The organism is Streptococcus sp. bf_0095 (assembly GCF_004166885.1).
In the GTDB taxonomy this organism is placed as follows: Bacteria; Bacillota; Bacilli; order Lactobacillales; family Streptococcaceae; genus Streptococcus.
In genome coordinates this window covers 345,202-369,876 of the sequence record NZ_RCYU01000001.1, presented here as the reverse complement: position 1 = coordinate 369,876, position 24,675 = coordinate 345,202, and the positions used below count along the sequence as shown (strand labels likewise).

The window sequence follows — 24,675 nt, the reverse complement described above, 5'->3', positions numbered from 1 at the left end:
GTCATGTTTAGTTTTTAGGTTTGCGAAGCAATCCGAACAAGATACCACTTACAACTGCACCGATCAATACGAACAAGATATAAAGAAGTGGATTTGAAGTAAGGGCGATCACGAAGATTCCTCCGTGAGGAGCCATCAGTTTCAAGCCTGCAAGACCAACAAGAGCACCTGTCAATGCTGAACCTGCGATGAAGCTTGGGATGGCACGAGCTGGGTCAGCTGCACCGAAAGGAATGGCACCTTCTGTGATGAAGGAAAGACCCATGACAATGTTTGTCAAACCAGAATCACGTTCTTCTTGTGTGAATTTATCTTTGAACAAGACAGTTGCTACGAATACTGCCAATGGAGGAACCATACCAGCTGCCATAACGGCTGCCATAACAATAGAACCACCTGAAGCAACAGATTCAGCAAGTGTACCTGTAGCGAAGACATAAGCGGCTTTGTTCACTGGTCCACCCATATCGACAGCCATCATACCGCCGACGAGAAGTCCAAGAAGGACAGCTGAGCTACCTGACAAGCTTGAAAGGAAGTTGTTAAGACCAGTATTGATAGCAGCCATTGGAATATTGATGAGGAACATCAAGAATCCTGTTAAACCAACACCAAGTAATGGCAAGAGAAGGATTGAACGGATACCATCAAGAGAACGAGGAAGACCTGCTAGAGCTTTACGAAGAACAAGAATCACTCCACCTGCTAAGAAACCACCAACTAAGGCACCAAGGAAACCAGATGATACTGCACCTGGCAACTCACCTTTAGCAGCGCCGTAGGCGATATTTCCAAATGCTGACCCTGAGCTAGCAATAGATCCAGCGATAAACCCTGCTACAAAACCAGGTTTTTCAGCGATTGAGAATCCGATGTAACCTGCAAGTACAGGAAGCATGAAGCCAAAGGCTGCACCACCGATTGTCTTGAATTGAGCTGCTAATTCATGGTATGAACCAAGTTGAGATAATTGATCTTGAGGCACTCCAAGAATTTGGTCAATCAAGAAGGCAAGAGCAATTAAGATACCACCACCGATAACGAATGGAAGCATTTGAGAAACCCCACTCATCAAGTGTTTGTAGAAGGCTCCACCCAAGCTCAATTTTTCTTAGCTTGCGCTAGCTTGTGCAGCATTTTCAGCGTGGAAGACTTCTGCTTTGCCATCCAAGATGGTTTGGATCAATTCTTCTGTCTGACGGATACCAGCTGCGACTGGTTTAGAGATCAATTTTTTGCCATCGAAACGTGCGGTTTCAACTGCCTTATCTGCAGCAATGATGACCCCTTCAGCTTTTGCGATTTCTTCAGCTGTCAAGCGGTTGCCGACACCTGATGCCCCGTTGGTTTCAACACGGACTGTAACACCCATTTCTTCACCTTTTTTGATGAGGGCTTCTTCCGCCATGTAAGTGTGGGCGATACCAGTTGTACATGCTGTAACAGCAACGATGAGCGGTTTGTCAGATGAAGCTGCTTCTTTGACTGATTCTGCTTTTTTCGCTTCTTCAGCTACAGCTTCTTGCTCTTCTGCATCAAAGGCTGCGATCACTTGATCAGGAGTGCTTGCTTGGCGAAGTTTGTCCGCAAATCCTGGTTTCATCAAGTACTTAGACAATTCAGCAAGGGCTGCCAAGTGAGTGTCATTTGCTCCTTCTGGAGCGGCGATCATGAAGAACAAGTCTGTTGGTTGACCATCAAGTGATGCATAGTCCACACCCTTGTTTGATTTTGCAAACAAGACCGTTGCTTCTTTGACTGCTTCATTTTTGCCGTGGGGCATAGCAATTCCGTCACCCAAACCAGTTGAAGTTTGTGCTTCACGGTTCATGATTCCAGTTTTAAAGGTTTCAAAATCTGTCACCACACCATTGTCAACGAGCGATTGGACCATCTCATTGATCACGCCCTCTTTATCTGTTGCCTGAAGGTCAAACAACATCACGTTTTTATTTAAACGTCTTGAATTTTCATAGTTTTTCTACCTCTATTTTTTCATAAGTTTCTTTAATATAGTCAGCTGTCGCCAAATCATCTGAGAAGGTGGTTGATGTGCCACAAGCCACGCCCCATTTGAAGGCTTCGATGACATCTCCCGTCGTTGCGAGCTTCCCAGTGAAACCAGCCACCATGGAATCTCCAGCCCCGACAGAATTCTTCACTTGACCCTTGATTGGTTTTGCGAAGTAAGTGCCACTAGGGCTTACCAGAAGAGCACCATCACCCGCCATGGAAATAATGACGTTTTGCGCTCCTTTGGCCAAGATTTCTTTGGCATAGCGTTCAATTTCTGGCAACTCTGTCAAGGTAACTCCAAAAATAGCTCCCAACTCATGGTTGTTTGGTTTAACCAATTGGGGATTGAACTCCAAGGAATCAATCAAGGTTTGCCCTTCAAAATCACAAACCACTTGCGCACCTGTCGCACGAGTTGCTGCGATCAATTGTTTGTAAACGGCATTCCCAAGTGAAGATGGAGCAGATCCTGCAAAAACTACCACATCATCCGCTGTTAAGCTTGAGAGGATGCTGAGCAATTCTTGCAACTGAGCTTCCGTGACTTCTGGGCCATTCCCATTGATCTCTGTTTCCTCATCAGCTTTGATCTTGACATTGATCCGTGTATCTTGGTCCACTGTCACAAAGTTGGTTGAAATGGCTTCGCTGGTCAGTACGTCTTTAATGAAGCGTCCTGTGAAACCACCGATAATTCCAGTCGCTGTGTTCTCGATATCGAGACGTTTCAAGACACGACTGACATTGATTCCCTTACCACCGGCGAATTTATCTTCCGAAGCCATCCGGTTCACCGCCCCTGTCTCTACATGATCGAGACGGACGATGTAATCAATCGCTGGATTTAATGTAACTGTATAAATCAAACCTCAATAACCTCCGTTTTTTCTCTTAATTTAGAAAGGATTTCCGTATCTGAAGCATTGGTAATGATGGTTGCTCTCTTCACCGGAGCTACCTTAACAAAAGATGTCCGCCCAAGTTTTGACGAGTCTAGAAGAATGTAAGTATTCTTTGCATTCTCTAAAATGGCCCGTTTGACGGCCCCCTCTTCAAGATCCGGAGTGCTGTACGACTCTAGGTCGACGCCATTCATCCCAATAAAAGCTCGATCGAAACTTAACTGACCGATTTGATTCAAGGCCATCCCTCCGATACTAGCGTCAGTCGACGTCTTGACCATCCCTCCGATGATGACCGTCGGAATATCTCTCTCAACTAAACTCGCTGCATGGTGAATGGAATTTGTCACAACTGTAACGGTTGGATTGGCCAATTCATGGACTAATAATTCATTGGTGGTTCCTGCATCAATAAAGATAACTTCAAAATCTTTGATCAATTCTGCTGCTTTCTTTGCAATAGCAGATTTTTCTTGCACGTTTTTGATTGCTTTATCTTTATTGCTTTCTTCTTCTTGCAAGGAATGAAGACTTTCTGCCCCACCGTGAATTCGTCTTAGTTTATTCTCAGCTTCTAGTTCATCTAAATCGCGCCGAACCGTTGATTCTGAAGAGTTTAACTCTTGAACCAAATCTTCAATAGAGACGATTCGCTCTTTGATAACCTTTTCTAAAATGATGTGTTTTCGTTCAGATTTTAACATATAACCTCCTTTCGGAAACGATTACAAGGACTATTATACTCTCTTATCTTTCAAAGTCAAGCACTAAATATCAATTTCTTTCATTTTCTATCAATTTCTCCAAAAATGTCCATTGTTCTCTCTTTAAATCTAGCTACTTAACGCTTAAACAATTCCTCCATCCCCTTAAACTCAGCAACAAATTTCTGACAGAACAAAAAAGAGGCTGGGACAAAAGTCCTAGCCTATCAATTGTCTTTGGATTATCGAGCAAGACGCGGTGGTTGAGTGGGCTCTACTACGCTGATTTCATCAGCTTTTACAGCCCTACTCAACTGTGCGGAGGTGGGACAACGAAATCGAATTCTAACGAATTACCGATTTCTGTCCCACTCTCTTCTTTTATGTCATGTATACATTCTGGAAATGTTTATCCAGAGTAAACATTATTTATAATTATAAGCCCAGTAATAGTAACCATCTCCATTTACAACTGCTGCTACAGCTCCTTCAGTTGCGTTTGGATCTAGTAACAATTCACGCAAGCCACTGTTGAACCATTTCGTTGCTACAGTTGCTGGGTCTTCTTCACGACGAGCCACAAATCCAGTGCTATCATATTGTCTTGAGATTTGGTTTGCCTTTGGAAGAGAAAGCTTGTTGTAGATATCATCAGACCAAGTCAACTCTTTCAAGCCTTGAGCTTTTCTTAGTTCATTGATTTTAGCAAATGCTTCTTTGGCCTTATCTAAAGAAATATAGTTGGTATCGTCTGTCGCTTCCACACGGAAGACGAATTTCACATAACCAAATTCAACATCCTTGTATTCTTTTTCGTCGACACCACTCTTCAAGTTAGCAATCAAGACATAATCTTTTGCCCAAGGATTTTCTTTTGATTGTTCAAAAAGTTCAGGGTCTTCGATTTCCCACTCAACTTTACAATCCCAACCAGCGTTGTCAACGAACTTAGGATTCATTTTTTCAATGACATAGTTCTTAAATTCTTCGACGTTTTTGAACGGTAACGGTTGGCCAGCTTTGACTGTTTCTACTACATTGGTAGAGTATAGTTTCACACTTGAGTCACGATCGCTATAAGCGTACTCGTCATCTTTTGCATCTTCATGGAATTTTGGATCGACGACAGGGTCATTTGGATCTGTCATTCCTTGAAGTTTCCATTTACCATCAATCCACTTCCAGTATGCAGAATATCCTGTAGCCTCTGTATCAGATGGAACATAGTAGTAATGAGTTGTCCCATCAAAGTAATAGTTCTTATCGTTACGCAAAGCAGCTGATCCAGGCTTACCAGGTGGGTAGACTAGCTTAGGTACACGACCATTTGGCGCCCAAGGAAGGTGTTCCAATCCTTCTGCTGGTGTCTCAACGTATGGTGGAATTTGGTTTTCACTTGGTTGGTCAGTTGTTACCAATCCGTCATTACCAGGTACTTCTGGTTGAACCGGAACTTCTGGCTTCGGCTCAGCTGGATTCTCAGGAGTTGGAGCGAATGGATCGAATTCACCATCTGCGCCTACAAATGGCGGATTCTCAGGAAAGACCAAGTTACCTGTATCTTCAGGTGTAGCTGGTTCTGATGGTTCCACCGGTTGATCTGGTTTATCAGACGGATTTGGTTCCTCCGGTGTTGGGGTTGGAGTTGGGGTTGGAGTATCCGGCGTTACAGGATTTTCTGTTTCGCTAGAATTCTTCACAAATACCCACTTACCATTTTGATAGTAATAGTAATCCCCATTATCTAATATATAGTAATGGTAACCATTCTCGTAAAGGTAATGAGGATCGTTGGCTAGATTATTTCTAGAGTTGTTACGATTGGTCAACGGTAGCCATTGCCCATTGCGATAGATCCGGTAACTTCCATCACTCATGCGATAGTAGTGGTTGCCATTCCAGTAAATGTAATTCTCATCATGTGTGAGATTGTTATAGCCATAGTAGTTATTCCAGTTATTATAACCGTAGTTATAGCCATAATTGTAATTATTATAGCCGTAATTGTTATAACCATAGTAATAATCATAGTTATTATAGCCGTAATTATAGTTGTAATTGTTGTAACCATAACTTGGAGTATAGTAACTGTAGATATAACGACTGGTGTTCCAGCTATAGCTCTCAGCCTGAACATTCGACGCGGCAAATACTGGAACTGCTACAGCAGAGGCTAAGATAGCCCGAGTTACATATCTATATTTTTTATCCATATCAATAATCTCCATTAGGATAGTATTATAAATAAAAAGGATGAAAAAACCTATGCATAAGTGTAATTCAACCATTCTTCCAGTTTATATAGGTAAAGAGAGCTCCTGAATGAGACGTTCATTTTATTTTAAGGCCTATTTTAAAAATGAACACATCAGTCAGATTCCCACATATTTTTGCCTAAAAAACTGATAATGACGGCATATTTTGTATCGACACTTTTTCTTCCTTTGTGAAAATTATAGCACAGAAAGTTTTGAATAGCAAATAATTTGAGAACCTTCTTATTTTACTCATAGAACTATACTCATTCTTTATACAGATATTTTTACCCTACTATTCTCTGGTTAAATGGTAGGGTTATAAAGGATAAAACAATAGGATAGTATTATACTATTGTTTTATCCTGTTTCTATTACTGCTAGATTATACAAAAAGAGGCTGGGACAAAAGTCCTAGCCTCTCAATTGTCTTTGGATTATCGAGCAAGACGCAGTAGTTGAGTGGGCTCTACTACGCTGATTTCATCAGCTTTTACAGCCCTACTCAACTGTGCGGAGGCAGGACGACGAAATCGAATTCTAACGAATTACCGATTTCTGTCCCACTCTCACTTTAACAACTATTCATCTTTTTTAAACCCAAGCCCTCGGAACCATTTGGATAATCCCTTTTTACTTTTGTGTTCGTCTTTTCCAGTAGCTTTCTCAAGGTTAGCTTCGTCTTGCAAGTGATCTGCTGATTGAGTAGAAGCCAGTAACGAAACTGGGGCCTGATCAGTAACTTCTTCCTCTCCTGCTACTGCAGATTTATTTCCATCCTCATTTGACTGAATTTTCTCTATCCGACTTCTGAACTCACTAGCTTCTTTTTGATAAGCCATAAAACTTGCAAAGGCTGTTTCAAATTCTACTTTTTTCTCTTCAAGTTCAGTTTTTGCGGAAGCCACCAAGGCTTGGGCATCAATTAGCAGTTCAGATGAATTGGTAAACAGTTTAAGATGACCTTTAGCTTGCGTTAATTGTTTTTGAGCGATTTGAAGTTGGACATGTGCTCCTTCAAGCTTAGATGCAGTCTCTTTTGCTGCATTCTGTAAAGCATCTAATTTCTTTTTATCTTCTTCTAATGCTAGAGTAACATTTTTCAAGGCTTCTTCTTTCGGGCTAATACTGCCTTGTATCCGAGCCCGTGATACTGCCAGTGAGTTTTCCGCTTCCTTGACTTCTATCGACGCAGCCTGCCATTTCTTCATTGCTGAAGCTAGGTTACGTTGAGCACGCGCCAATAGTTGCTCATGACTTGCAAGAGAATTCTTGACATCGAATAAATGACCAGAAAGAATATTGATGCGAGACTCTTGGTTAATCTTTTCGACCTTTAGACTCTCCAATGTATTTTTTACAGCCTTCACATCTGCTTTTGTCGTCCTTGCATCGGCAACTTTTCTCATCCACTTGGTCAGTTCTTCACTGGTATAAAGCGGACTTCCTTCTTCAAAGAAAGCTGCTTGAGATACTTCTAAATCTGGATCATAGGCAACTGAAATGGCCTTGTATTGATTTCCCATCATGTGGACATAGTGTCCAACCTTAGCAAATAGCTCCGGTTCCACTTTTCTGGAGATTTGTCTAGGATCTAACTGACTTTCATCCGTCGATAAACCATATTGATGAGCCAGTTGACGATAGAGGTCTTTTTCACTATACCAGATGGCAACAGCTTCTCTAGGCCGATACCCCCAAGCCACATTTTCATTCTCCTGGAAGTTGGACTGTTCTGACCGATGGTTTACATAGTACTCTGTTTGGAGTTGACTAGCAGGTAACTGATAAGGAGCTACCAAAAGTTCCGCTAAACCAGCCTGGCGCCGATATTGATTGACGGCATCAACAATTTCTAACGCTTTTAAGACGTTATCTAATCTAGTGACCTTTCCACCTGCCAGCTGGTCCTCTTCACTCCTACGGCGATAAAGAGCCAAGGCTTCGACAGCGCCTTGGTCACCTGCCTTGGCCCACTCTTGAAGTAAGGTCTCATAGCTTGCCTGTTGAAGATTGATGGGACTCAGCATTGCCGCTTCACGGACCTGTTCTAACTCCACTTCTTTTAGGGAAATTTGATGGGCTAATCTCTCAATTTTCTCCTGTGCACCAGCAATCTCACTGGAAACCTGCTTTAAGACCTGGGGCACATTGGCATGAGTTTCTGTCAAATTAACCACTAATGCTTGAGCTATTTTTACTTCGTTTTGCGCCTGCTCCTCTTTTTGCTGTGCATTGGCTAATACTGTCTCATCGTTCTGGATGGGTTGTTTGGCTTTTCTCAATTCATTACCTGCAATATCAACAAGCAACTGTTGAGCAGCGATTTTATTCTCTTGATTCTTTATAGCAGAACGGACTTGTTGATCAGATTCTGTTGCTTGGCGTACCTTCTCTTCTTCTAAAATAACAACTGCTTCAGCAACCGCAACTTCATTCTCAGTTTTGCCAATGGAGCTTAGATTGGAGTCTTGAATCCTTGTTTCAGTGATTTGCAGGTTCGCTTCCGCAGCTTCCAGACCAGATTTGGCTACATTGTATTCAGATTGAGCTTGATTCAAGCGCAAACGTTGGTCTTCTACTCTTTTTTCAGCTTTTAACAACTGTTCATTTAAGATATCCACATCCATAAAACTTGTATCCATTCCAATCACATCCGTCGATTGCTGATCAGCAGTGTCCTTCTGGGCGATCTCCTCTGCTTGCGCCTTATGTCCAGCCAAACCTGAAAAGAGGGTTGTCTCTGCGACACCCGTTGTAAAGACTGATTTTCTTATTTTTTTGCCCATTGCAAATACCACCAAAACTTTTTCATATCTCTTCTCTCTCCACTTTAGAATACCACATTTTGTTACCAATAACTAGTAGGATGAGGAAGATTTTTTATTATTTTTATGGCAAAAGAAAAACAGCAAAGGCTGTTATTCTTCTTGTTTAATTTTCTCCAATATCTTCTCTTCTTCTGCTGTCAATTTATAGTTTTCTAGCAGATCAGGACGACGCTCCAAGGTCTTTTTCAAACTCTGATAGAGACGCCATTGACGGATATTTTCATGGTGACCACTCATGAGGACATCTGGAACTGTCATCCCTCGGTATTCATAGGGCCGAGTGTATTGAGGATATTCTAGAAGCCCAGACGAGAAACTATCATCCTGGTGACTGGACTCTTTTCCGATCACCTCTGGAATCAAGCGAACTGTCGCATCAATCATGGTCATGGCAGCTAGCTCACCACCGGTCAAGACATAATCGCCGAGAGAAATCTCATCTGTCACTAAGGTCTTGATCCGTTCGTCGTAGCCCTCATAGTGACCGCAGATAAAGATCAATTCTTCTTCTTGAGCTAATTCTTCTGCGTAACTTTGATCAAAGGTCCGACCTGCTGGATCAAGTAAGATCACGCGCGGGTTCTTTTTCTCAATAGCATCAAAGGCATCGAAAATGGGCTGAGCGCGTAAGAGCATGCCCTGCCCGCCACCATAAGGTTCATCATCCACATGACGGGCTTTCTCTGCGTTTTCACGGAAATTATGGTAGTTGATCTCGAGAAGTCCCTTTTCACGCGCCTTTCCGACAATAGAGTGCTCCAAAGGCGAAAACATTTCTGGAAAGAGGGTTAAAATATCAATCTTCATCGTCTAACCCTTCTAAGATGTCTACATCCACCCGGTTTCCTGGGATATCGATATTGAGCACAACTGGTGGGATATAAGGCAAGAGAAGGTCGCGTTTGCCTTTGCGTTTCACGACCCAGACATCATTGGCACCTGGTTGCAGGATTTCCTTGATCTGACCGATTAGTTGGTCATTTTCATAAACATCAAGGCCAATGATCTCGTGGTAATAAAACTCGCCCTCGTCCAAATCCGTCAAGTCTTCTTCCGCAACCTTTAGGCTAAAGCCCTTGAATTTTTCGATGGCATTGATATGGTACATATCCTTAAATTTGATGATGTCGAAGTTCTTGTGCTTGCGGTGGCTAGCAATGGTCACCGTTTGGACGAACTGGTCCTTCTCATCAAAGAGAGCCAACTCTGCTCCTTTTTTAAAGCGCTCTTCCGCAAAGTCTGTCACAGATAAGACCCGCATCTCTCCTTGTAAGCCTTGGGTATTGACTATTTTCCCAACATTAAAGTAATTCATGATTTCTCCAGTATATCTGTTTTTCGCTTTATTTTATCATGTTCTAGAGATTTACTCAAGTTGGATAAATCCTCCATTATTGGGCAAACACTTCTTCAAAAAATTCACCAACTAGCCGATTAAACTCTTCTGGATGATCATTCATAGGTTGATGTTTGCTACCAGAAATTGTCACTTGATATGCATTGGGATTTAGAGCAATGATTCCTTCATAAATTTTATTTAGATGTTTTGGAAAGTCATTTTCTCCTCTTACTAAAAGCATGGGAGGATTCCCTAGGTATCCTTCTATCTCATGGACTGCCAAAAAACCTGTGATTCCAAGGTTCAGAAAAACATCTCGCCCGGTTTCAATTATAGCAGTCTTGACCAATTCTCTAGTGATAGGATTATCAGTACACATTTTTGAGTTTTTATCTGCAATTATTTTCCATGGTATCGTTTTATACATTAGAGAACTATATTTAATACGACTTTTTTCTTTGTCTGATAGGTACCGGTGCTGTCCCCAACTATCCACCATGACTAAAGCCCGGACTCTTTCTGGATAACGATAAGTATACACTTGAAGGGAATTCCCTCCCCAAGAATGGCCGACCAATATCACCTTATCTAACTGAAAATGCTTCAAAATATCATCGACATCTTGTACAGCACCTTCCAAGTCGGGAAGACCAACTTTCATAGGGGATTCTCCCTGCCCTCTTACATTAACAAAGTAGAGATCAAAACCGTCAAAAGCATCATACTGATGAGCCCACATCTGACTACGCCCACAAGCTCCATGATAGAAAATAATATGTCCTTTACTTGAGCTTCCAGGGCGATGATAAACAACTAAATCACAATCTGCGACTGGTATAACATGACGCTCCAACATCTCAGGTACTCTCTTATAAAAAGCAATAGCTTCAGTTGTATCTTTTTGCCTCACTTCTACATTCTCTCCTTTTTTCCCTCGTTTTGTCTTTGTACTTTTTTCTATTTTATCATTCTCTATTAGAATAATTATTTTGTAAACCACATTCGGTTAGAATTTTTGAATTTTCTGAATTATTCATATAAATAAAAAGATTGCAAAACAATCTTACTATTTCCTATCTAATTCGATAAACAAACCTTCCTTAGTACAAGTATTTAGCAATGTTCTTTTAAATAGGCTTGCAATTGGCCAATGGTCACTTCTTTCATAGCTTCTCCTTGTAACAAAAAAACGGGACAATGTCCCGCCTTTTTATTTTTCGTCAATAACGATTCTTACTTTTTTATCTTCAGTTGGGACAGAGTAGACAATCGTTCTTATCGCAGAAATGGTGCGACCTTTCCGACCGATCACTCGACCAACATCGCTAGGATCAAGGTCAAGGTGGTACTCCAAGAATTCAGGAGTATCTTCGATCTTGATGGTTAAGGCATCCGGTTGTGAAATCAAGGGTTTCACAATTGCAATAATAAGATTTTCAATCGTATCCATACGTCAACCTACTTTATGATTATTTTGAGAATTTAGAATCGTGGAATTTCTTCAAGACACCTTCTTTTGAAAGGATGTTGCGAACTGTATCTGAAGGTTGAGCTCCATCAGCCAACCATGCAAGAACGCGGTCTTCTTTCAAAGTTACTTGGTTTTCTTCAACAAGTGGATTGTAAGTTCCAACTGTTTCGATGAAACGTCCATCACGTGGTGAACGTGAATCTGCTACGTTGATACGGTAGTAAGGTTTTTTCTTAGAACCCATACGAGTCAAACGAATTTTAACTGCCATTTTTATAAGTCTCTTTTCTATATTTTAATTTTCGGTGAAATAGACAAGCTATTTAGCACATGATCTATTATAACACATTTCAAAGACCTGTCAAGAAAAAAACTTGACACTCGTTAAATTTTTTTAATCGATCTAAAAGCTATAGGATTCCGCCTTGTTAGCATCGGATTCAATCACATAGTTTCCAGAAGGAAGACCGGATACATCTAGGTGTGTGCCTGAAAACTCTTTGGGAAGCGTGGTCACTGTAATGGTAAAGGAGAATCCCTTGATTTGACGGTAGTTAGCATAATCCAAAGTCAGAATCCCTCGAAGATCTGTTTCTCCTATTTTTTCAGCAGCCAGTAAGTCTCTTGCCAATTGATCTTCAAAATCGGGATTTTGGATTGGTAACTGAAGACGAACCTCGCTTACCTCGAGGCCTTGTTGATGAAATCGCTCTTTTATCTCTTGCTTTAATTGTTTGAATCCTTGAGATTCCGTAAAGGCTCTTTCAAAAAACGGGGCTACTAACCAACTGTTGTAATGTTGAGCCAGTTCTCGTGCCGTGTCATAGTTTTTCCCAGTTTCTTCTTTTGATAGATGAGTCGCATCGGGAAAGTCAAACTGAACCGTCTTTCCCTCAACTCTTTCTTGATAGGTATAGGCATATTTGGTCGACATCCCATGGAGTTCAGCTGCTTTAAAATGTAGGTCTCCTTTAAATCCCGCTTCTTGATAAAAAGTGGAAATTTGCTCTTGGATTTTCTTTTCTTCTTGATTAGTAAAATAAAAGAGAAGACAAATCAAGAGAGCGACCACTGTGAAGAATGCACGAAGCAGGTAGCCGACCCATTTCTTGATGTTGAATGGTATTTGTTTAAATATATCCATTTATCCATAATAACAAAAAACTAGCCCGAGAGCTAGTTTGTAATGGAATGAAATTTGAACAAACTTGTTCAGATTCTTAAAGAAACGCTTATATTTGATGTTCCCTCCACATCACCGCTACATTCAATCCAGGGATATTGCTTCATCAGATAGGTCCAAAAATGATGCCACTCCTCTTTCTGATAGCTGATAGCGAGATAGTATTCCTTGTAGTCAAAATCCCTTAACACAAGAAAATACTTAGGAGGAAGAAGTGATTTGTTTCTACCAGAGTACCTACTATAACTATACTTTTGAAATTTCTGAAGTTGGATTTTCCAAATGTCCTCATCTATTCTCAGATAGTCGAAACAAGAGCGATAGGTTATCAAATAGCCCTTATATACTAGTAACTTCAACCTCGGTTCACTAAATGTTGCTTCCTTCTCTATCTCCAACAAAGAGATTGATTCGTTCCATTGCTGCGAAAACTCTCTGCCTTTTCTGCTTGTTTTACAAATCAGACGAACAAATTCGAATACTTGCCGAATGAGAATGAAAGAAACCGTGCAGCCTAGCATAATCCACGCTCGAAACCCTTTTCTTTCCTGAACAGTAGCTTGGTCCCAATCCATCCCATTCAATAAGCATAACAAATAGAAAGCTGCACCAGCTAATAGGAGGATATAAGCTAGTCGAATAAGAAATTGAAAAAATAAATTTCTTCTAATCATTTAACCCCGTTTACATCTCCTTCTTTTCAGGTCAATTCCTTTTCACCTGTAACTGAAAGCAACTGGTATCAGTACTAGGCTAATCTTTTCGCAAGAGAGCCAATAACGCCTCATAAGAATCCACTTCATAAATCGGCACGGCTGGGCTGGTATTTTCTTTGTAATCTGGATTATACCAGACGGTATCAATCCCTGCAGCATTGCCCCCAGCAATATCCGCCGTCAAAGAATCCCCAATCATGAGAGCTTGCTCCCTGGTAAAACCAGGGATCAAGCTACTGATTTTTTCGTAAAAGGCCACTTCCGGTTTCTGAGTACCTAATTGTTCAGAGATAAAGATTTCTTTGAAATAAGGGGTAATGGACGACTGCTTCAAACGACCTTGTTGAATAGCAGTAACGCCGTTGGTAGCCCCATAGAGTTGATAGCCCCTTTCTACCAACTCCTCCAGCATGTCTTCTGCTCCTAAGAAGCTCTGTCCCTGTTGGCTAATATAATCCTGGTAGCGCAAAGCCATTTCTTTACCATCTACTTGTCTTCCAAAATGGGCAAAGGCGATCGCAAACCGGCTGTTTATCAAGTCTTTCTTGCTGATCTCTTTTTGTTCCAACTTCTTCCAGAGACCTTGATTCATAGGCTTGTAATAATCCTTAAAGGCTTGAATATCCTGAACCCCCTGGTCCTTGAGAAATTGTGTTAAGGCTACTTCCTCCGCTGTGTCAAAATCTAACAAGGTGTGGTCTAGGTCAAAAAGTAAAAATGTATATGTCATTACAAACGATCCTTCAATTTTTCTACAAATAAATAGGCTGCTGGGCAAGTGAGGGTATTCTTGATGGTCAGATGGTTGATCTGGTAGATTTTCTTGCGGTCTGTATGAGGAAAATCTCGGCAAGCCTTAGGACGCACATCGTAGATGGAGCAGAGATTATCACCACCCAAGAAAGGGCAAGGCATGGATTTAAAAACCTTATCTCCATCTTCATCCACTTGAAGAAATTCCGCCTCAAAAGCGGGAAGCTTCATCTTGAAATACTTGGCGATGCGCGTGATATCTGCTTCCTTAAAATCGGGTCCTAGGGTCTTACAGCAGTTGGCACAGGCTGTACAATCAATTTCTTGAAAGACTTCATCGTGAATCTCTTGGGCTATTTTATCTAGATTTTTAGGAGGCTTCTTTTTCAGATTCGCCAATACCTTGCGGTGCTTCTTTTGTTTTTGAAGCGCTAACTGATGGTATTTTTCTAAGTCAATTTCTTGAGACATAAACTACTTTCTAATTGCTAAATGGATAAGAGCATTATACCATAGAGGCCGTAAAAAAAGATAGATTCATCAATCTATCTTTTTGCATTAATCCGTCACGGCACCTGTTCCATCAAGGCTCCAAGTGTTTTCTACATAGGAGGTTAATTGAGCTAATGTTTTTTCATCTCCAAGACAGGCAATGTAATGCATCTTCCCATCTATTTGAAAAAACCAGCAAGTAACATGTCGACCCGACTTAAGAATCATGTTTAATTGGGTGGCTACATTCCCTCCAACTTTGCTAGTAGATCTCCACGATTTTACTACTTTATTTATTTCGTTCAAGTCATTCTCAAATCTTTGAGACATCACTTCATTAAAATCTTCCTCTTCAGCGACACCCGCTCTTTCTCTAGTAGTAGCGTTCAAAATAATCACATTATCCACGCTTTTATCTGAGTACTGGATATTATCTCCACCTTCTTCATTTGTATATTTTACCCAATCACTTGGAATATTGACATACCCAAAATCTGCTGATCCAATTCGTTTCGTTTCTGCGAGACTCTCACTATTATCTGATAGTTCTTCCTTTACCTTGCTACTTGATTTTGTTGCTTCTTTCACCACATTCTTGGAGCTAGACGCTGCCGATGATTTACTGGACTCTTTCTTTGGACTGGTACAAGCAGAAAGACTAACAACAGACAAAAACGTAACTGAAGCCAGTAGGAACTTATTTTTCATATTTCTCTCCTCTATGATAGATTATATACACTAGTCTAACATCTTATACTCTATTTTAAAAGGACCATTTAAATTTCTTACCAAAAAAAAGAACTAATTCAAACTGATGAACTATTTGAATTAGTTCCTGCTTTCTTAAGGATATACAACCTGAGAGATTCTTTGCTAACCAGGTTGTAAGAAGTTAAATGTTCCAAAAATAGAACTTACTGACAGCGTCCAAATCGTATTCTATCATGTATTGAAAATTGGTGACAATGAAAGAAACTTCCTCACGAATGCATTAGGCTTTTGGGCCTTTTTCATCCAAACTCCAAGTTTCCTCAATGTAAGGAATGAATTGAGCCAAGGTCTCTGGATCCCCTTCAAAAGACATCAAGTATACCTTGTCATCCTTTTGGAAGACCCAAGTAATGAGGTACTGTCCAGATTTAAGGATAATATTGAGCTGCAAGGCTTCATTCCCTGAGACAGTGGTCTTCGCTCCCCACATTTTCTCTACTTCTTTGTTGTCATTCCAATAGTAAGCAATTCGGTTCGCAATCAACTCTGCGTTGAAGACTTCCCCTTCACCGACATTTGCTTTTTCTTTGGTATACCCGTTCATGGTAACGATATTGTAGGCACTTCCATCTGTAAATTGGATGCTGTCTCCGCCATCTATATCTGTAAATTTAATCCACTTGCTTGGGATATCGATATAACCATAATCTGCAGAACCTACCCGTTTGGTTTCGACAGAACTCTTGGTATCATCCGATGATTTTGATTCTACCTTGCTAGAAGTCTTTTTACTAGAGGATTTTTTGCTCTTTTTTACCACCTCAGTGGAACTAGATTCAGATGACAATGGTTTTCTAGACTCATTTTTAGGTGTGCTACAAGCTACAAGGGCAACAGCTGATAAGAGCGAGACGGTCGCTAGTAGGAACTTATTTTTCATCTTTCCTCTCCTTTGTGATGGGTTTTGATACCTCTAGTGTATCACGTTCAATGAAGATTTGAAAGCGCTATTTGTCTAGTCCGATACAAAAACGCCCCTAGCGGGACGTTTGATTTGTTCGAATATTTCAAAGAGAAGCTTACTCCTCATCCATTGACAGAACTGACAAGAAGGCTTCCTGTGGTACTTCTACAGATCCGATAGCTTTCATCCGTTTCTTACCGGCTTTTTGTTTTTCAAGAAGCTTCCGTTTCCGTGAGACGTCCCCACCATAACACTTGGCCAAGACGTTCTTACGAAGAGCTTTGATATCTGTACGTGCAACGATCTTATGACCAATGGCTGCTTGGATAGGCACTTCAAACTGTTGACGAGGGATAATTTTCTTAAGCTTATCAACGATTAATTTACCACGTTCATAGGCAAAGTCCTTGTGAACGATAAAGCTGAGGGCATCGACGGTATCGCCATTGAGAAGGATATCCATTTTAACCAATTTAGATGGACGGTATTCAGACAACTCATAGTCAAAGCTTGCATAGCCACGCGTAGAAGATTTCAATTTATCAAAGAAATCAAAGACAATTTCCGCTAGTGGGATTTGATAGATGACATTAACCCGATTTTCATCGATGTAGTCCATGGTTACAAAGTCCCCACGTTTGCGTTGGGCCAATTCCATGACAGCTCCAACAAACTCTTGCGGCACCATGATTTGTGCTTTGACATAAGGTTCTTCAATCGAAGCAATCTTGGTTGGATCTGGGAACTCAGACGGGTTAGACACATCCAGCACTTCTCCATCTGTCAAATTGACCTTGTAGATTACAGACGGCGCTGTCATGATCAAGTCAATATTGAACTCGCGCTCCAAGCGTTCCTGGATAACATCCATATGAAGGAGACCCAAGAAACCACAACGGAAACCAAAACCGAGGGCTTGAGAAGTTTCCGGTTCAAATTGAAGACTGGCGTCATTCAATTGCAATTTTTCCAATGCTTCACGAAGATCATTGTATTTGTTAGATTCGATTGGGTAAAGACCGGCAAAGACCATTGGGTTCATTTGCTTGTAACCATGAAGGGGCTCACTTGCTGGATTGGTCGCTAGGGTCACCGTATCCCCGACACGGGTGTCTGCAACAGTCTTGATAGAGGCTGCAATATAACCAACATCTCCTGTCGCAAGGAAATCACGACCAACTGCTTTAGGAGTAAAGATCCCTACCTCAGTCACGTCAAAGGTCTTACCATTGCTCATCAACTGGATGGTGTCGCCAGGCTTCACCATACCATTGACCACCCGAACTTGAAGGATAACTCCACGATAGGGGTCGTATACTGAGTCAAAGATCAAGGCTTGCAATGGAGCAGCAACATCCCCAGTAGGAGCTGGAACTTTCTCGACGATTTGTTCCAAAATCTCTTCAATCCCGATACCAGCCTTGGCAGAAGCTAGGACTGCCTCACTAGCATCCAGACCAATGACATCTTCTACTTCTGTGCGCACCCGTTCTGGATCGGCAGCTGGCAAATCGATTTTATTGATAACTGGCAGGATTTCCAAATCGTTATCCAAAGCCAGGTAAACATTTGCTAGGGTCTGAGCTTCAATCCCTTGAGCCGCATCCACTACGAGAATGGCTCCCTCACAGGCAGCCAGCGAACGAGAAACCTCATAAGTAAAGTCCACGTGTCCCGGTGTGTCAATCAAGTGGAAGATGTAGGTTTCCCCATCTTTAGCCGTGTAATTCAACTCGATGGCATTAAGCTTAATGGTAATCCCACGTTCCCGTTCCAAATCCATGCTGTCCAAAAGTTGGGCTTGCATTTCCCGACTAGAAACGGTCTCGGTTTTTTCTAAGATTCGGTCCGCCAAGGTTGACTTTCCGTGGTCAATATGGGCGATAATGGAGAAGTTCCGAATCTTCTCTTGTCGTTTCTTTAATTCTTCTAAATTCATTTTTTCATCCTTATAAAACTATTCAGTATATTATAACAAAAAAGATAGGCCTTTGCCTATCTTAATCCATTATTTTCAAAAATCGCTTCTGTGTTTTATTTCCTTCATAACCTAAATGTTCATAAAAAACATGAGCTTCTTTACGATGAGAGGCAGAACTCAAACGAATAAAGGAATAGTTATGAGTTCGAGCAAGAGTTTCAATTCGCTCCATCAATTGCCGACCAATCCCACGTCCTTGAGCAGATGGGAAAACAGCAAGTCCTAAAACATTTAAACCTGGATCGCTATATATACTCTCATAGGCTTCTGCTTCGACATAGCCTAAAATATTTCCAGTTTGGTCCTCTTCGTAAACAAAGCAAAAGTGACCCGAATCTGGCTGATTAAACTTATCAATCTGAGCTGTTACTTTCTCAAGGGTCGAATCATACCCCAATGCCTGGTGGCACAAATCACGAATTTGACCTGCATCTTTAATTTGAACGGTCCGAATCATACTTCTACCTCCATAAAGTCTTTTCCTTTATTTTAGACCTTATACCTAAAAATATCAAGTTTTACAATATATTAATAGTATATTTTGTGTTTCTATTTAATTCGAATTGAAATAATTAATGAACAATAAAGGATTTCTATTTACTTTTTCGATTTAATTCGCTATAATAAATTGTAATGTAAAAGGAGGTGAAGCTCTTGGCAAGAGGACGTGGAAAAGCAAGCCCACAAGATAAAGAGGCTTTGCGCATTATTTCCGAAAAAATAAGAGAACTATTAAAGGTTCAAAATAAGAAACAGGTCGATTTATCTCGTACAACTGGTATTCCAGCTAGTACTTTGACCGGCTATGTGAAAGGGACTTCTCTTCCAGTCAGTGAGAACTTAGAAAAGATTGCTAGCTTCTTTGAAATCCCCATCTCTGACCTAGATCCTCGTTATAGTCAACCAGATACCTTGGAGGATTCTAAGATTGAGTTTATCTATAAGCAACTGGATGAGGACTTTCAAGATTCACTCTTAGAGGAAGCCAATCGCTTGTTGGTTTTACAGGCTGAACGGAAACGTATCGAGAAAAAATACACACCATATACGGTCTTCGACAGTTATGCTGCAAGTCAAAGTGCTTCTAAGGGAGATTTGGTTTGGTTTGATCAAAAACTGGCTTATGATCTAGCACTTTGGATTCATACAGACTCGCTGGAACCTAAATATCCAAAGGGATCTGTTGCCCTAATCAAGCAAACTTTCTACGATACTGCTGGTGCCATCTATGCTATTGAGTACGACGGGCAAACCTTGATCAAGCGTGTCTTCCGTGAAGCACAAGGGATTCGTCTCGTTTCCCTCAATAAAAAGTATAGTGATAAGATTATTCCTTTAGAAGAAGAACCAAGAGTCATCGGAAAAGTCATTGCTAGCTTTCTACCAGCTAAGGAGGATGAGCTATGATTCGATTAGTTGCTATTGATTTAGATGGGACACTTTTATCACCAGACAAAACCATTAGTCCTGCTAATAAGCAGGCTCTTTTGGATGCTGAAGCTGCTGGTGTAAACGTCGTCATCTGTACAGGTCGCCCTCTCTCTGGTGTTCGTCCAATTTTTGAAGAAATCGCCTTCAAAAGTAATCACTCCTACTCTGTGATTAATAATGGTTGTACAACTGTCAAATCATCAGATTGGTCTGTTATCAGTTATGATGCCTTATCTGAAAAAGATTTGGTTTATCTCGATCAACTGACTCAGGAGATCCATCCTCAATTAAGTTTATTCGATTTAAATCGCTATATCATTTTGAATCGAAATCCTTCTGAAATAGCTAAAATGGATGCTAGCATCGTTTCTGCAGTCCCCGTGTCACTTGGCCTAGAAGAAATTCTTGAGGCACAACCGATTTTCCAAGGAATGTTTATCGATCAGAAAGAGCGGATTGATGTCTTTCAAGAAACCTATGAAGAAGTATTAGCCCAGCGCTTCCACACTATTCGCTCCCAACCGATCCTATTTGAGATCCTTCCTAAAGGGGTAAATAAAGCGACCGGCTTAAAGGCACTGGCTGAATACTTGGGAATACCAAGGCAAGAGGTCATGGCTATCGGGGATGAGAACAACGATATTGAAATGATTGAGTACGCGGGTCTTGGAGTTTCTATGGGCAATGCTCCAGCTGCTATCAAAGCCTTGGCTGATGTCACTACCACTTCTAACGAAGAAGACGGTGTCGCTACTGCTATCAAGCGCTATGTTTTACAAGCACAGAACTAGAAAAGGAAAAACAAATGAAATACCCAACACTATTAGAACGTTTTTTAACTTATGTCAAAGTCAACACTCGCTCTGATGAGACTTCTACAACAACTCCTAGTACACCTTCTCAAGTAGAGTTTGCAAAGAATGTACTGATTCCTGAAATGGAACGAGTTGGACTTCAGAATGTCTACTACCTTCCAAATGGTTTTGCTATCGGAACGCTACCAGCAAACGATCCAAGTCTCACCCGAAAGATTGGCTTTATCTCTCATATGGATACAGCTGACTTTAATGCTGAGAATATCAGCCCTCAAGTCATCGAAAACTATGATGGTGGCGCTATTCCTCTTGGTGATTCTGGTTATTCACTAGATCCAGCTGATTTTGCTAACCTCCATAACTACAAAGGTCAAACCTTGATTACAACTGACGGTACGACCCTTCTTGGTGCAGATGACAAATCAGGGATTGCTGAGATTATGACAGCTATCGAATATTTGAATGCTCATCCAGAAATCAAACACTGCGAAATCCGAGTTGGCTTTGGACCAGATGAAGAAATCGGAGTCGGAGCAGATAAGTTTGATGCAGAAGATTTCAATGTAGACTTCGCTTATACAGTGGACGGTGGTCCTCTTGGTGAATTGCAATACGAAACCTTCTCTGCTGCAGGAGCTGAAATTACCTTTAAAGGGCGCAATGTGCACCCAGGTACTGCTAAGAACCAAATGGTCAATGCTCTCCAGTTAGCCATTGACTTCCACAATCAACTCCCTGAAGAAGACCGCCCTGAAAAAACAGATGGCTACCAAGGCTTCTTCCATTTAATGAATATCGAGGGGACTGTTGAGGAAGCGCATGCTAGCTACATTATCCGTGACTTCGAAACAGAGAACTTTGAAGCCCGTAAAGCCATGATGGAAGACATCGCAAGCAAGATGAACCAAGAACTTGGTGCTGAACGTGTTCTCTTGAACCTTAAAGACCAGTACTATAACATGAAACAAGTCATCGAGAAAGACATGACACCAGTCAACCTGGCTAAGGAAGTCATGGAAGATTTGGGCATTACTCCTATTATTGAACCAATCCGCGGTGGTACAGACGGTTCTAAGATTTCCTTCATGGGAATTCCAACTCCAAACCTTTTTGCTGGTGGCGAAAATATGCATGGTCGCTTTGAATATATCAGCCTACAAACCATGGAACGTGCAGTGGATACCATCATCGGAATTGTTAGCCATTTCTAATTCACACTATTGAATTAAACAAAGAGCTTCGGTTATCTTGACCGAAGCTCTTATTCTATTCATCCAAATATACTACCTGACCAAACTGGCTGTTAATCTGGTTTTGGTAAGTCTCATAAATTGAGAGAGGGATTCGCAAGCAAGTATCTGCTTCATGTCCTGCAAAAGGACGATGTGTCAGAAGGGCTACTTTTCTTCCCTTTTCATGCTCCTGCTTCAAGCAATCTATCAGTCTAAGAATCTGGCTCGAATCTTCTGGAGCGCCTTGATCAACCAATAAGCTCCATTGACTCCAATCTGGCACCTCATCTTCGCCACAGATCGAATTATAGTAAGAAACCTTTTCACCAACTTGACCGAATCCAGCTGTTAAATCCAAAGAACGTAATTTTAGCTCAGGACATAGTTGCTCCTTCTCTTGTCGCTCATACAAGTAAAGATTATATAAAAACTGGAGATAGAACGGATCCATTCGACTCAGGTCACTCACTTCTTCCCTTTCGAAGCCTCGATGAAAAGCTTCTAAGATAGATGAAAAGCGATATGGCATTCGTTTGGCGATCCGTTGGATGAGTTCATCGTCCGAAATCTCTTTTAGAATATGCTTAGGCCATTGATTCGAACCGAAATTTTCAACAGCTTGCTGATAGGCTTCTTCCAAACTACTACCAAAACCATGAATTGCACCAACTGAATGAATTTGTGTATTGAGAACTTTTGTCACCTTTTCCATTGGAAAGACGGGTAGTTTAAAGAAAATACGATCTAGAGTAGGTTCAAACAGGGCTGTAAGACCCTTCATCGTAGGATGAGGAAGGTCCAAAAGGTGGTCGCCTAATTTTAAGCATAAGGCCTGGTAGTAAATCGAATAACCTAAGGCCATGGACATGGTCGAGAAGGAATCCGAAGCAAAAGGATTGACCTCAAGAATATAGAATTGGTAACTCTTTGGATCTAGCGCAAACTTGATGGATGTCGCTCCAACCAGTCTCAAGTGCCGGACAATAGACAAAGCTGCCTCTCTCAAGGTCTGATGCTCGGTATCTGTCAACGTCAGACTTGGGATGACTTGATAAGAATCACTGGAATGGATCCCCACCGGGTCGATACTCTCAATGTTTCCCGCAAGATAATAATTATCCTGACGATCTCGGACGACGATGTATTCCAACTCCTTGAAACCAACCGTTGAGAGCTCCAACAAACACTGAGCCTGTGGCGATACTTCTAGTCCTTTTTCGACAGCATCACATAAATCATCCAAGTTATTAGCAATCCGACGACCTTGCCCATGCTTGCTGGCAAGTGGCCAAACAACAATAGGGAATTGGATCTGCTCTGAGAACTCAATAGCCTCTCGCACTGTCGAAACCAAGGATGAGGAAGGAACTTGATAACCTAAGTCCTGTAGAAATGACTTTTGGTCTGCCTGGTGGTAAAAGGTACGGTACTGCCTAAGCGAAGTTCCTAGAATACGGATTTTGTGTTCCTTGAGAAACCCAATTTCTTCCAATCGGAATAAAAGACCAAGGACTTGCTTATCCGCAAATGACAGCAGTAAATTTTTTGTTTTCGTCGCTAGAAGGGCTTCTTTGAGACTGTCCAACTTTAAACGAATAACCGAAACAGCGTCTCCTGCTTCTTTGGTGACGTCGTTCTCGTCTCCACAATAGAGGATTTCTGTCTGGTAGCCACGTTCTTTTAATAAGGGACAAGACGTGAGTGCTCCAAGCAAACTGACATCATTGAAGGATTCTGCACACAAAAGCGTTACTTGATTCATGACCATAACTCCTCCCTTCTTTCGTCTAATTTACTTTCAATCAGATCCATAAATTCGTCATAGAAATAGAGACTTTCCCTTGGTCCTGGGCTGGACTCAATATGGTAGAGAACACCGATCAAGGGAAGATAGCGGTGACGAAAGGCCTCGATAGAGTGATCATGAAGCTCCTCATGGGTGATCAGAAAATCTCGTGGAAGAGTATCGCGTTCGATGTTGTACTGGTGATTCTGGCTAGTGATTTCGACTTTTCCAGTAGCCACCTCTTTTACAGGAATGTTAAGTCCTCGATGAGGGCTTTTTAGTTTGGTGAGGCTTCCTCCATGGGCAAGGGCCAGCAATTCTGCCCCTAAGCCGATTCCCATGATCGGAATATGAGGATCGATTTTAGCAATGACCTGGCAAATACCATCGATATGATGAGGATTCCCTGGACCACTGGATAGAATGATGCCATCTGGCTGCAAATCCTTTAATTCCTTCAATTTAACTGAATAAGGAACGACCGTGACGTTACAACCTCGTGCAATCAATTGACGCAAAACGGAATGCCGTAAGCCCAAGTCGATCAAGACGATACTCTTACCAAACCCTGGTGCAGCATAGGGGGTTTTGGTCGACACCTGGCGGACTTGGTCAAAAGGCAAGACGGTTGCCCGTAGCTGGTCCAAAATATGCTCGATCGCATCCCCTTCATTAACCACTGTAGCCTTCATACTCCCATACTTAGAAACAATTTTAGCCAGCCTTCTGGTATCGACTCCTTGAATCCCTGGAATGTTGTGTTTCTTCAGATAAGCATTCAAGGATAACTGTTTGCGCCAATTACTGGGATGGCTCGCTAATTGGTTCACTACCACAGCTAGACAACCTGGAAAAATCGATTCGTAATCATCTCGATTGATTCCTGTTGTTCCAATAACTGGAAAAGTAAAGCCTAATATTTGACCCTTATAGGATTGATCGGTAATCAATTCTTGATAACCCGTCATGGCAGAATTTAAGACCAATTCCCCACTGACATAGGTATCAGCTCCAAAACCAGTTCCTTCAAAAACCGTCCCATCTTCTAATACTAAGAGACGTTTTACCATAAATTCTCCTTACAGACTCCAAA

21 protein-coding genes and 1 pseudogene are annotated in these 24,675 nt (G+C 41.4%); 3 read left to right on the top strand and 19 right to left on the bottom strand.

The features are described from left to right. Positions 1-7 precede the first annotated feature (7 nt). The 17 genes and pseudogenes from EAI95_RS01885 to EAI95_RS01795 all read right to left on the bottom strand — a co-directional run bounded on the left by EAI95_RS01885 (position 8) and on the right by EAI95_RS01795 (position 18,775). Positions 8-1,974 (bottom strand): annotated as a pseudogene (locus EAI95_RS01885) (fructose-specific PTS transporter subunit EIIC). After that, entirely contained in the window at positions 1,971-2,882 is a 912-nt protein-coding gene (gene pfkB / locus EAI95_RS01880; RefSeq protein WP_129822027.1) for a 1-phosphofructokinase, read from the bottom strand. Before pfkB ends, EAI95_RS01885 begins: the two are co-directional and overlap by 4 nt. Beyond that, complete coding sequence (locus EAI95_RS01875; protein WP_129822026.1) at positions 2,879-3,622, bottom strand: DeoR/GlpR family DNA-binding transcription regulator; 744 nt, start codon at positions 3,620-3,622, stop codon at positions 2,879-2,881. The genes pfkB and EAI95_RS01875 overlap by 4 nt, the downstream gene beginning before the upstream one ends. 425 nt (positions 3,623-4,047) lie before the next feature. Continuing rightward, the gene (locus EAI95_RS01865; RefSeq protein WP_129822025.1) at positions 4,048-5,835 is read right to left on the bottom strand and encodes a CAP domain-containing protein; all 1,788 of its coding nucleotides are present in this window, start codon (positions 5,833-5,835) and stop codon (positions 4,048-4,050) included. Between the two features lie 623 nt (positions 5,836-6,458). Beyond that, positions 6,459-8,666, bottom strand: a complete 2,208-nt coding sequence (locus tag EAI95_RS01855; protein WP_238662882.1) for a CAP domain-containing protein — start codon at positions 8,664-8,666, stop codon at positions 6,459-6,461. Positions 8,667-8,798: 132 nt separating this feature from the next. Beyond that, positions 8,799-9,515 (bottom strand): tRNA (guanosine(37)-N1)-methyltransferase TrmD, encoded by a 717-nt coding sequence (gene trmD / locus EAI95_RS01850; protein WP_023023340.1) that lies wholly within the window; start codon positions 9,513-9,515, stop codon positions 8,799-8,801. Then, positions 9,505-10,023 carry a ribosome maturation factor RimM gene (gene rimM, locus EAI95_RS01845; protein WP_023023341.1) on the bottom strand — a complete coding sequence of 173 codons (519 nt, stop codon included), beginning with the start codon at positions 10,021-10,023 and terminating at the stop codon, positions 9,505-9,507. The genes trmD and rimM overlap by 11 nt, the downstream gene beginning before the upstream one ends. 76 nt (positions 10,024-10,099) lie before the next feature. Beyond that, positions 10,100-10,957: an alpha/beta hydrolase gene (locus EAI95_RS01840; protein WP_129822023.1), complete on the bottom strand. Its 858-nt coding sequence runs from the start codon at positions 10,955-10,957 to the stop codon at positions 10,100-10,102. Between the two features lie 300 nt (positions 10,958-11,257). Further along, the gene (gene kphA, locus EAI95_RS01835) at positions 11,258-11,497 is read right to left on the bottom strand and encodes an RNA-binding protein KphA (RefSeq protein ID WP_003001620.1); all 240 of its coding nucleotides are present in this window, start codon (positions 11,495-11,497) and stop codon (positions 11,258-11,260) included. A 19-nt stretch (positions 11,498-11,516) separates the two neighbouring features. Further along, positions 11,517-11,789, bottom strand: coding sequence for a 30S ribosomal protein S16 (gene rpsP, locus EAI95_RS01830; RefSeq protein ID WP_006596292.1), 273 nt, complete (start codon positions 11,787-11,789; stop codon positions 11,517-11,519). Positions 11,790-11,921: 132 nt separating this feature from the next. Beyond that, positions 11,922-12,662 (bottom strand): hypothetical protein, encoded by a 741-nt coding sequence (locus EAI95_RS01825; protein WP_129822022.1) that lies wholly within the window; start codon positions 12,660-12,662, stop codon positions 11,922-11,924. A gap of 792 nt (positions 12,663-13,454) precedes the next feature. Further along, entirely contained in the window at positions 13,455-14,147 is a 693-nt protein-coding gene (locus tag EAI95_RS01820; protein WP_129822021.1) for a YjjG family noncanonical pyrimidine nucleotidase, read from the bottom strand. Further along, positions 14,147-14,641, bottom strand: coding sequence for a YkgJ family cysteine cluster protein (locus EAI95_RS01815; protein ID WP_129822020.1), 495 nt, complete (start codon positions 14,639-14,641; stop codon positions 14,147-14,149). The genes EAI95_RS01820 and EAI95_RS01815 overlap by 1 nt, the downstream gene beginning before the upstream one ends. Before the next feature lie 87 nt (positions 14,642-14,728). Then, complete coding sequence (locus tag EAI95_RS01810) at positions 14,729-15,370, bottom strand: hypothetical protein (RefSeq protein WP_129822019.1); 642 nt, start codon at positions 15,368-15,370, stop codon at positions 14,729-14,731. A 283-nt stretch (positions 15,371-15,653) separates the two neighbouring features. Then, complete coding sequence (locus EAI95_RS01805; protein ID WP_129822018.1) at positions 15,654-16,313, bottom strand: hypothetical protein; 660 nt, start codon at positions 16,311-16,313, stop codon at positions 15,654-15,656. 139 nt (positions 16,314-16,452) lie between these two features. Continuing rightward, positions 16,453-18,276: a translation elongation factor 4 gene (lepA, locus tag EAI95_RS01800; protein WP_129822017.1), complete on the bottom strand. Its 1,824-nt coding sequence runs from the start codon at positions 18,274-18,276 to the stop codon at positions 16,453-16,455. A gap of 61 nt (positions 18,277-18,337) precedes the next feature. Next, on the bottom strand, positions 18,338-18,775 hold the full coding sequence (locus EAI95_RS01795) for a GNAT family N-acetyltransferase (protein ID WP_048716126.1): 438 nt from the start codon (positions 18,773-18,775) through the stop codon (positions 18,338-18,340). A gap of 197 nt (positions 18,776-18,972) precedes the next feature. On the opposite strand from EAI95_RS01795, the gene EAI95_RS01790 reads away from it, so the two are divergent. The 3 genes from EAI95_RS01790 to pepT are packed head-to-tail and all read left to right on the top strand — an operon-like array spanning position 18,973 to position 21,775. Further along, positions 18,973-19,725, top strand: coding sequence for an XRE family transcriptional regulator (locus tag EAI95_RS01790; protein ID WP_048716262.1), 753 nt, complete (start codon positions 18,973-18,975; stop codon positions 19,723-19,725). Further along, complete coding sequence (locus tag EAI95_RS01785) at positions 19,722-20,540, top strand: Cof-type HAD-IIB family hydrolase (protein ID WP_129822016.1); 819 nt, start codon at positions 19,722-19,724, stop codon at positions 20,538-20,540. The genes EAI95_RS01790 and EAI95_RS01785 overlap by 4 nt, the downstream gene beginning before the upstream one ends. A 14-nt stretch (positions 20,541-20,554) precedes the next feature. Next, positions 20,555-21,775: a peptidase T gene (pepT, locus tag EAI95_RS01780; protein ID WP_129822015.1), complete on the top strand. Its 1,221-nt coding sequence runs from the start codon at positions 20,555-20,557 to the stop codon at positions 21,773-21,775. Positions 21,776-21,830: 55 nt separating this feature from the next. Here the strand turns inward: pepT and EAI95_RS01775 are convergent, their stop codons facing one another. Together EAI95_RS01775 and EAI95_RS01770 are read right to left on the bottom strand one after the other, a co-directional pair. Next, on the bottom strand, positions 21,831-23,558 hold the full coding sequence (locus tag EAI95_RS01775) for an ATP-grasp domain-containing protein (RefSeq protein ID WP_238662881.1): 1,728 nt from the start codon (positions 23,556-23,558) through the stop codon (positions 21,831-21,833). Further along, a complete protein-coding gene (locus tag EAI95_RS01770; protein ID WP_129822014.1) occupies positions 23,555-24,652 on the bottom strand; it encodes a carbamoyl phosphate synthase small subunit in 1,098 nt (365 codons plus the stop codon). Before EAI95_RS01770 ends, EAI95_RS01775 begins: the two co-directional genes overlap by 4 nt. Between the last annotated feature and the right edge of the window lie 23 nt (positions 24,653-24,675).

Excerpts from the sequence above, each read along its gene's own strand:
- rimM (WP_023023341.1), bottom strand. The coding sequence starts at position 10,023 with ATGAATTACTTTAATGTTGGGAAAATAGTCAATACCCAAGGCTTACAA.
- trmD (WP_023023340.1), bottom strand. The coding sequence starts at position 9,515 with ATGAAGATTGATATTTTAACCCTCTTTCCAGAAATGTTTTCGCCTTTG.
- rpsP (WP_006596292.1), bottom strand. The coding sequence starts at position 11,789 with ATGGCAGTTAAAATTCGTTTGACTCGTATGGGTTCTAAGAAAAAACCT.
- EAI95_RS01775 (WP_238662881.1), bottom strand. The coding sequence starts at position 23,558 with ATGAATCAAGTAACGCTTTTGTGTGCAGAATCCTTCAATGATGTCAGT.
- EAI95_RS01820 (WP_129822021.1), bottom strand. The coding sequence starts at position 14,147 with ATGACATATACATTTTTACTTTTTGACCTAGACCACACCTTGTTAGAT.
- EAI95_RS01770 (WP_129822014.1), bottom strand. The coding sequence starts at position 24,652 with ATGGTAAAACGTCTCTTAGTATTAGAAGATGGGACGGTTTTTGAAGGA.
- EAI95_RS01810 (WP_129822019.1), bottom strand. The coding sequence starts at position 15,370 with ATGAAAAATAAGTTCCTACTGGCTTCAGTTACGTTTTTGTCTGTTGTT.
- lepA (WP_129822017.1), bottom strand. The coding sequence starts at position 18,276 with ATGAATTTAGAAGAATTAAAGAAACGACAAGAGAAGATTCGGAACTTC.
- EAI95_RS01875 (WP_129822026.1), bottom strand. The coding sequence starts at position 3,622 with ATGTTAAAATCTGAACGAAAACACATCATTTTAGAAAAGGTTATCAAA.
- EAI95_RS01805 (WP_129822018.1), bottom strand. The coding sequence starts at position 16,313 with ATGAAAAATAAGTTCCTACTAGCGACCGTCTCGCTCTTATCAGCTGTT.
- EAI95_RS01815 (WP_129822020.1), bottom strand. The coding sequence starts at position 14,641 with ATGTCTCAAGAAATTGACTTAGAAAAATACCATCAGTTAGCGCTTCAA.
- EAI95_RS01855 (WP_238662882.1), bottom strand. The coding sequence starts at position 8,666 with ATGGGCAAAAAAATAAGAAAATCAGTCTTTACAACGGGTGTCGCAGAG.
- pepT (WP_129822015.1), top strand. The coding sequence starts at position 20,555 with ATGAAATACCCAACACTATTAGAACGTTTTTTAACTTATGTCAAAGTC.
- EAI95_RS01865 (WP_129822025.1), bottom strand. The coding sequence starts at position 5,835 with ATGGATAAAAAATATAGATATGTAACTCGGGCTATCTTAGCCTCTGCT.
- EAI95_RS01795 (WP_048716126.1), bottom strand. The coding sequence starts at position 18,775 with ATGATTCGGACCGTTCAAATTAAAGATGCAGGTCAAATTCGTGATTTG.
- kphA (WP_003001620.1), bottom strand. The coding sequence starts at position 11,497 with ATGGATACGATTGAAAATCTTATTATTGCAATTGTGAAACCCTTGATT.
- EAI95_RS01825 (WP_129822022.1), bottom strand. The coding sequence starts at position 12,662 with ATGGATATATTTAAACAAATACCATTCAACATCAAGAAATGGGTCGGC.
- EAI95_RS01785 (WP_129822016.1), top strand. The coding sequence starts at position 19,722 with ATGATTCGATTAGTTGCTATTGATTTAGATGGGACACTTTTATCACCA.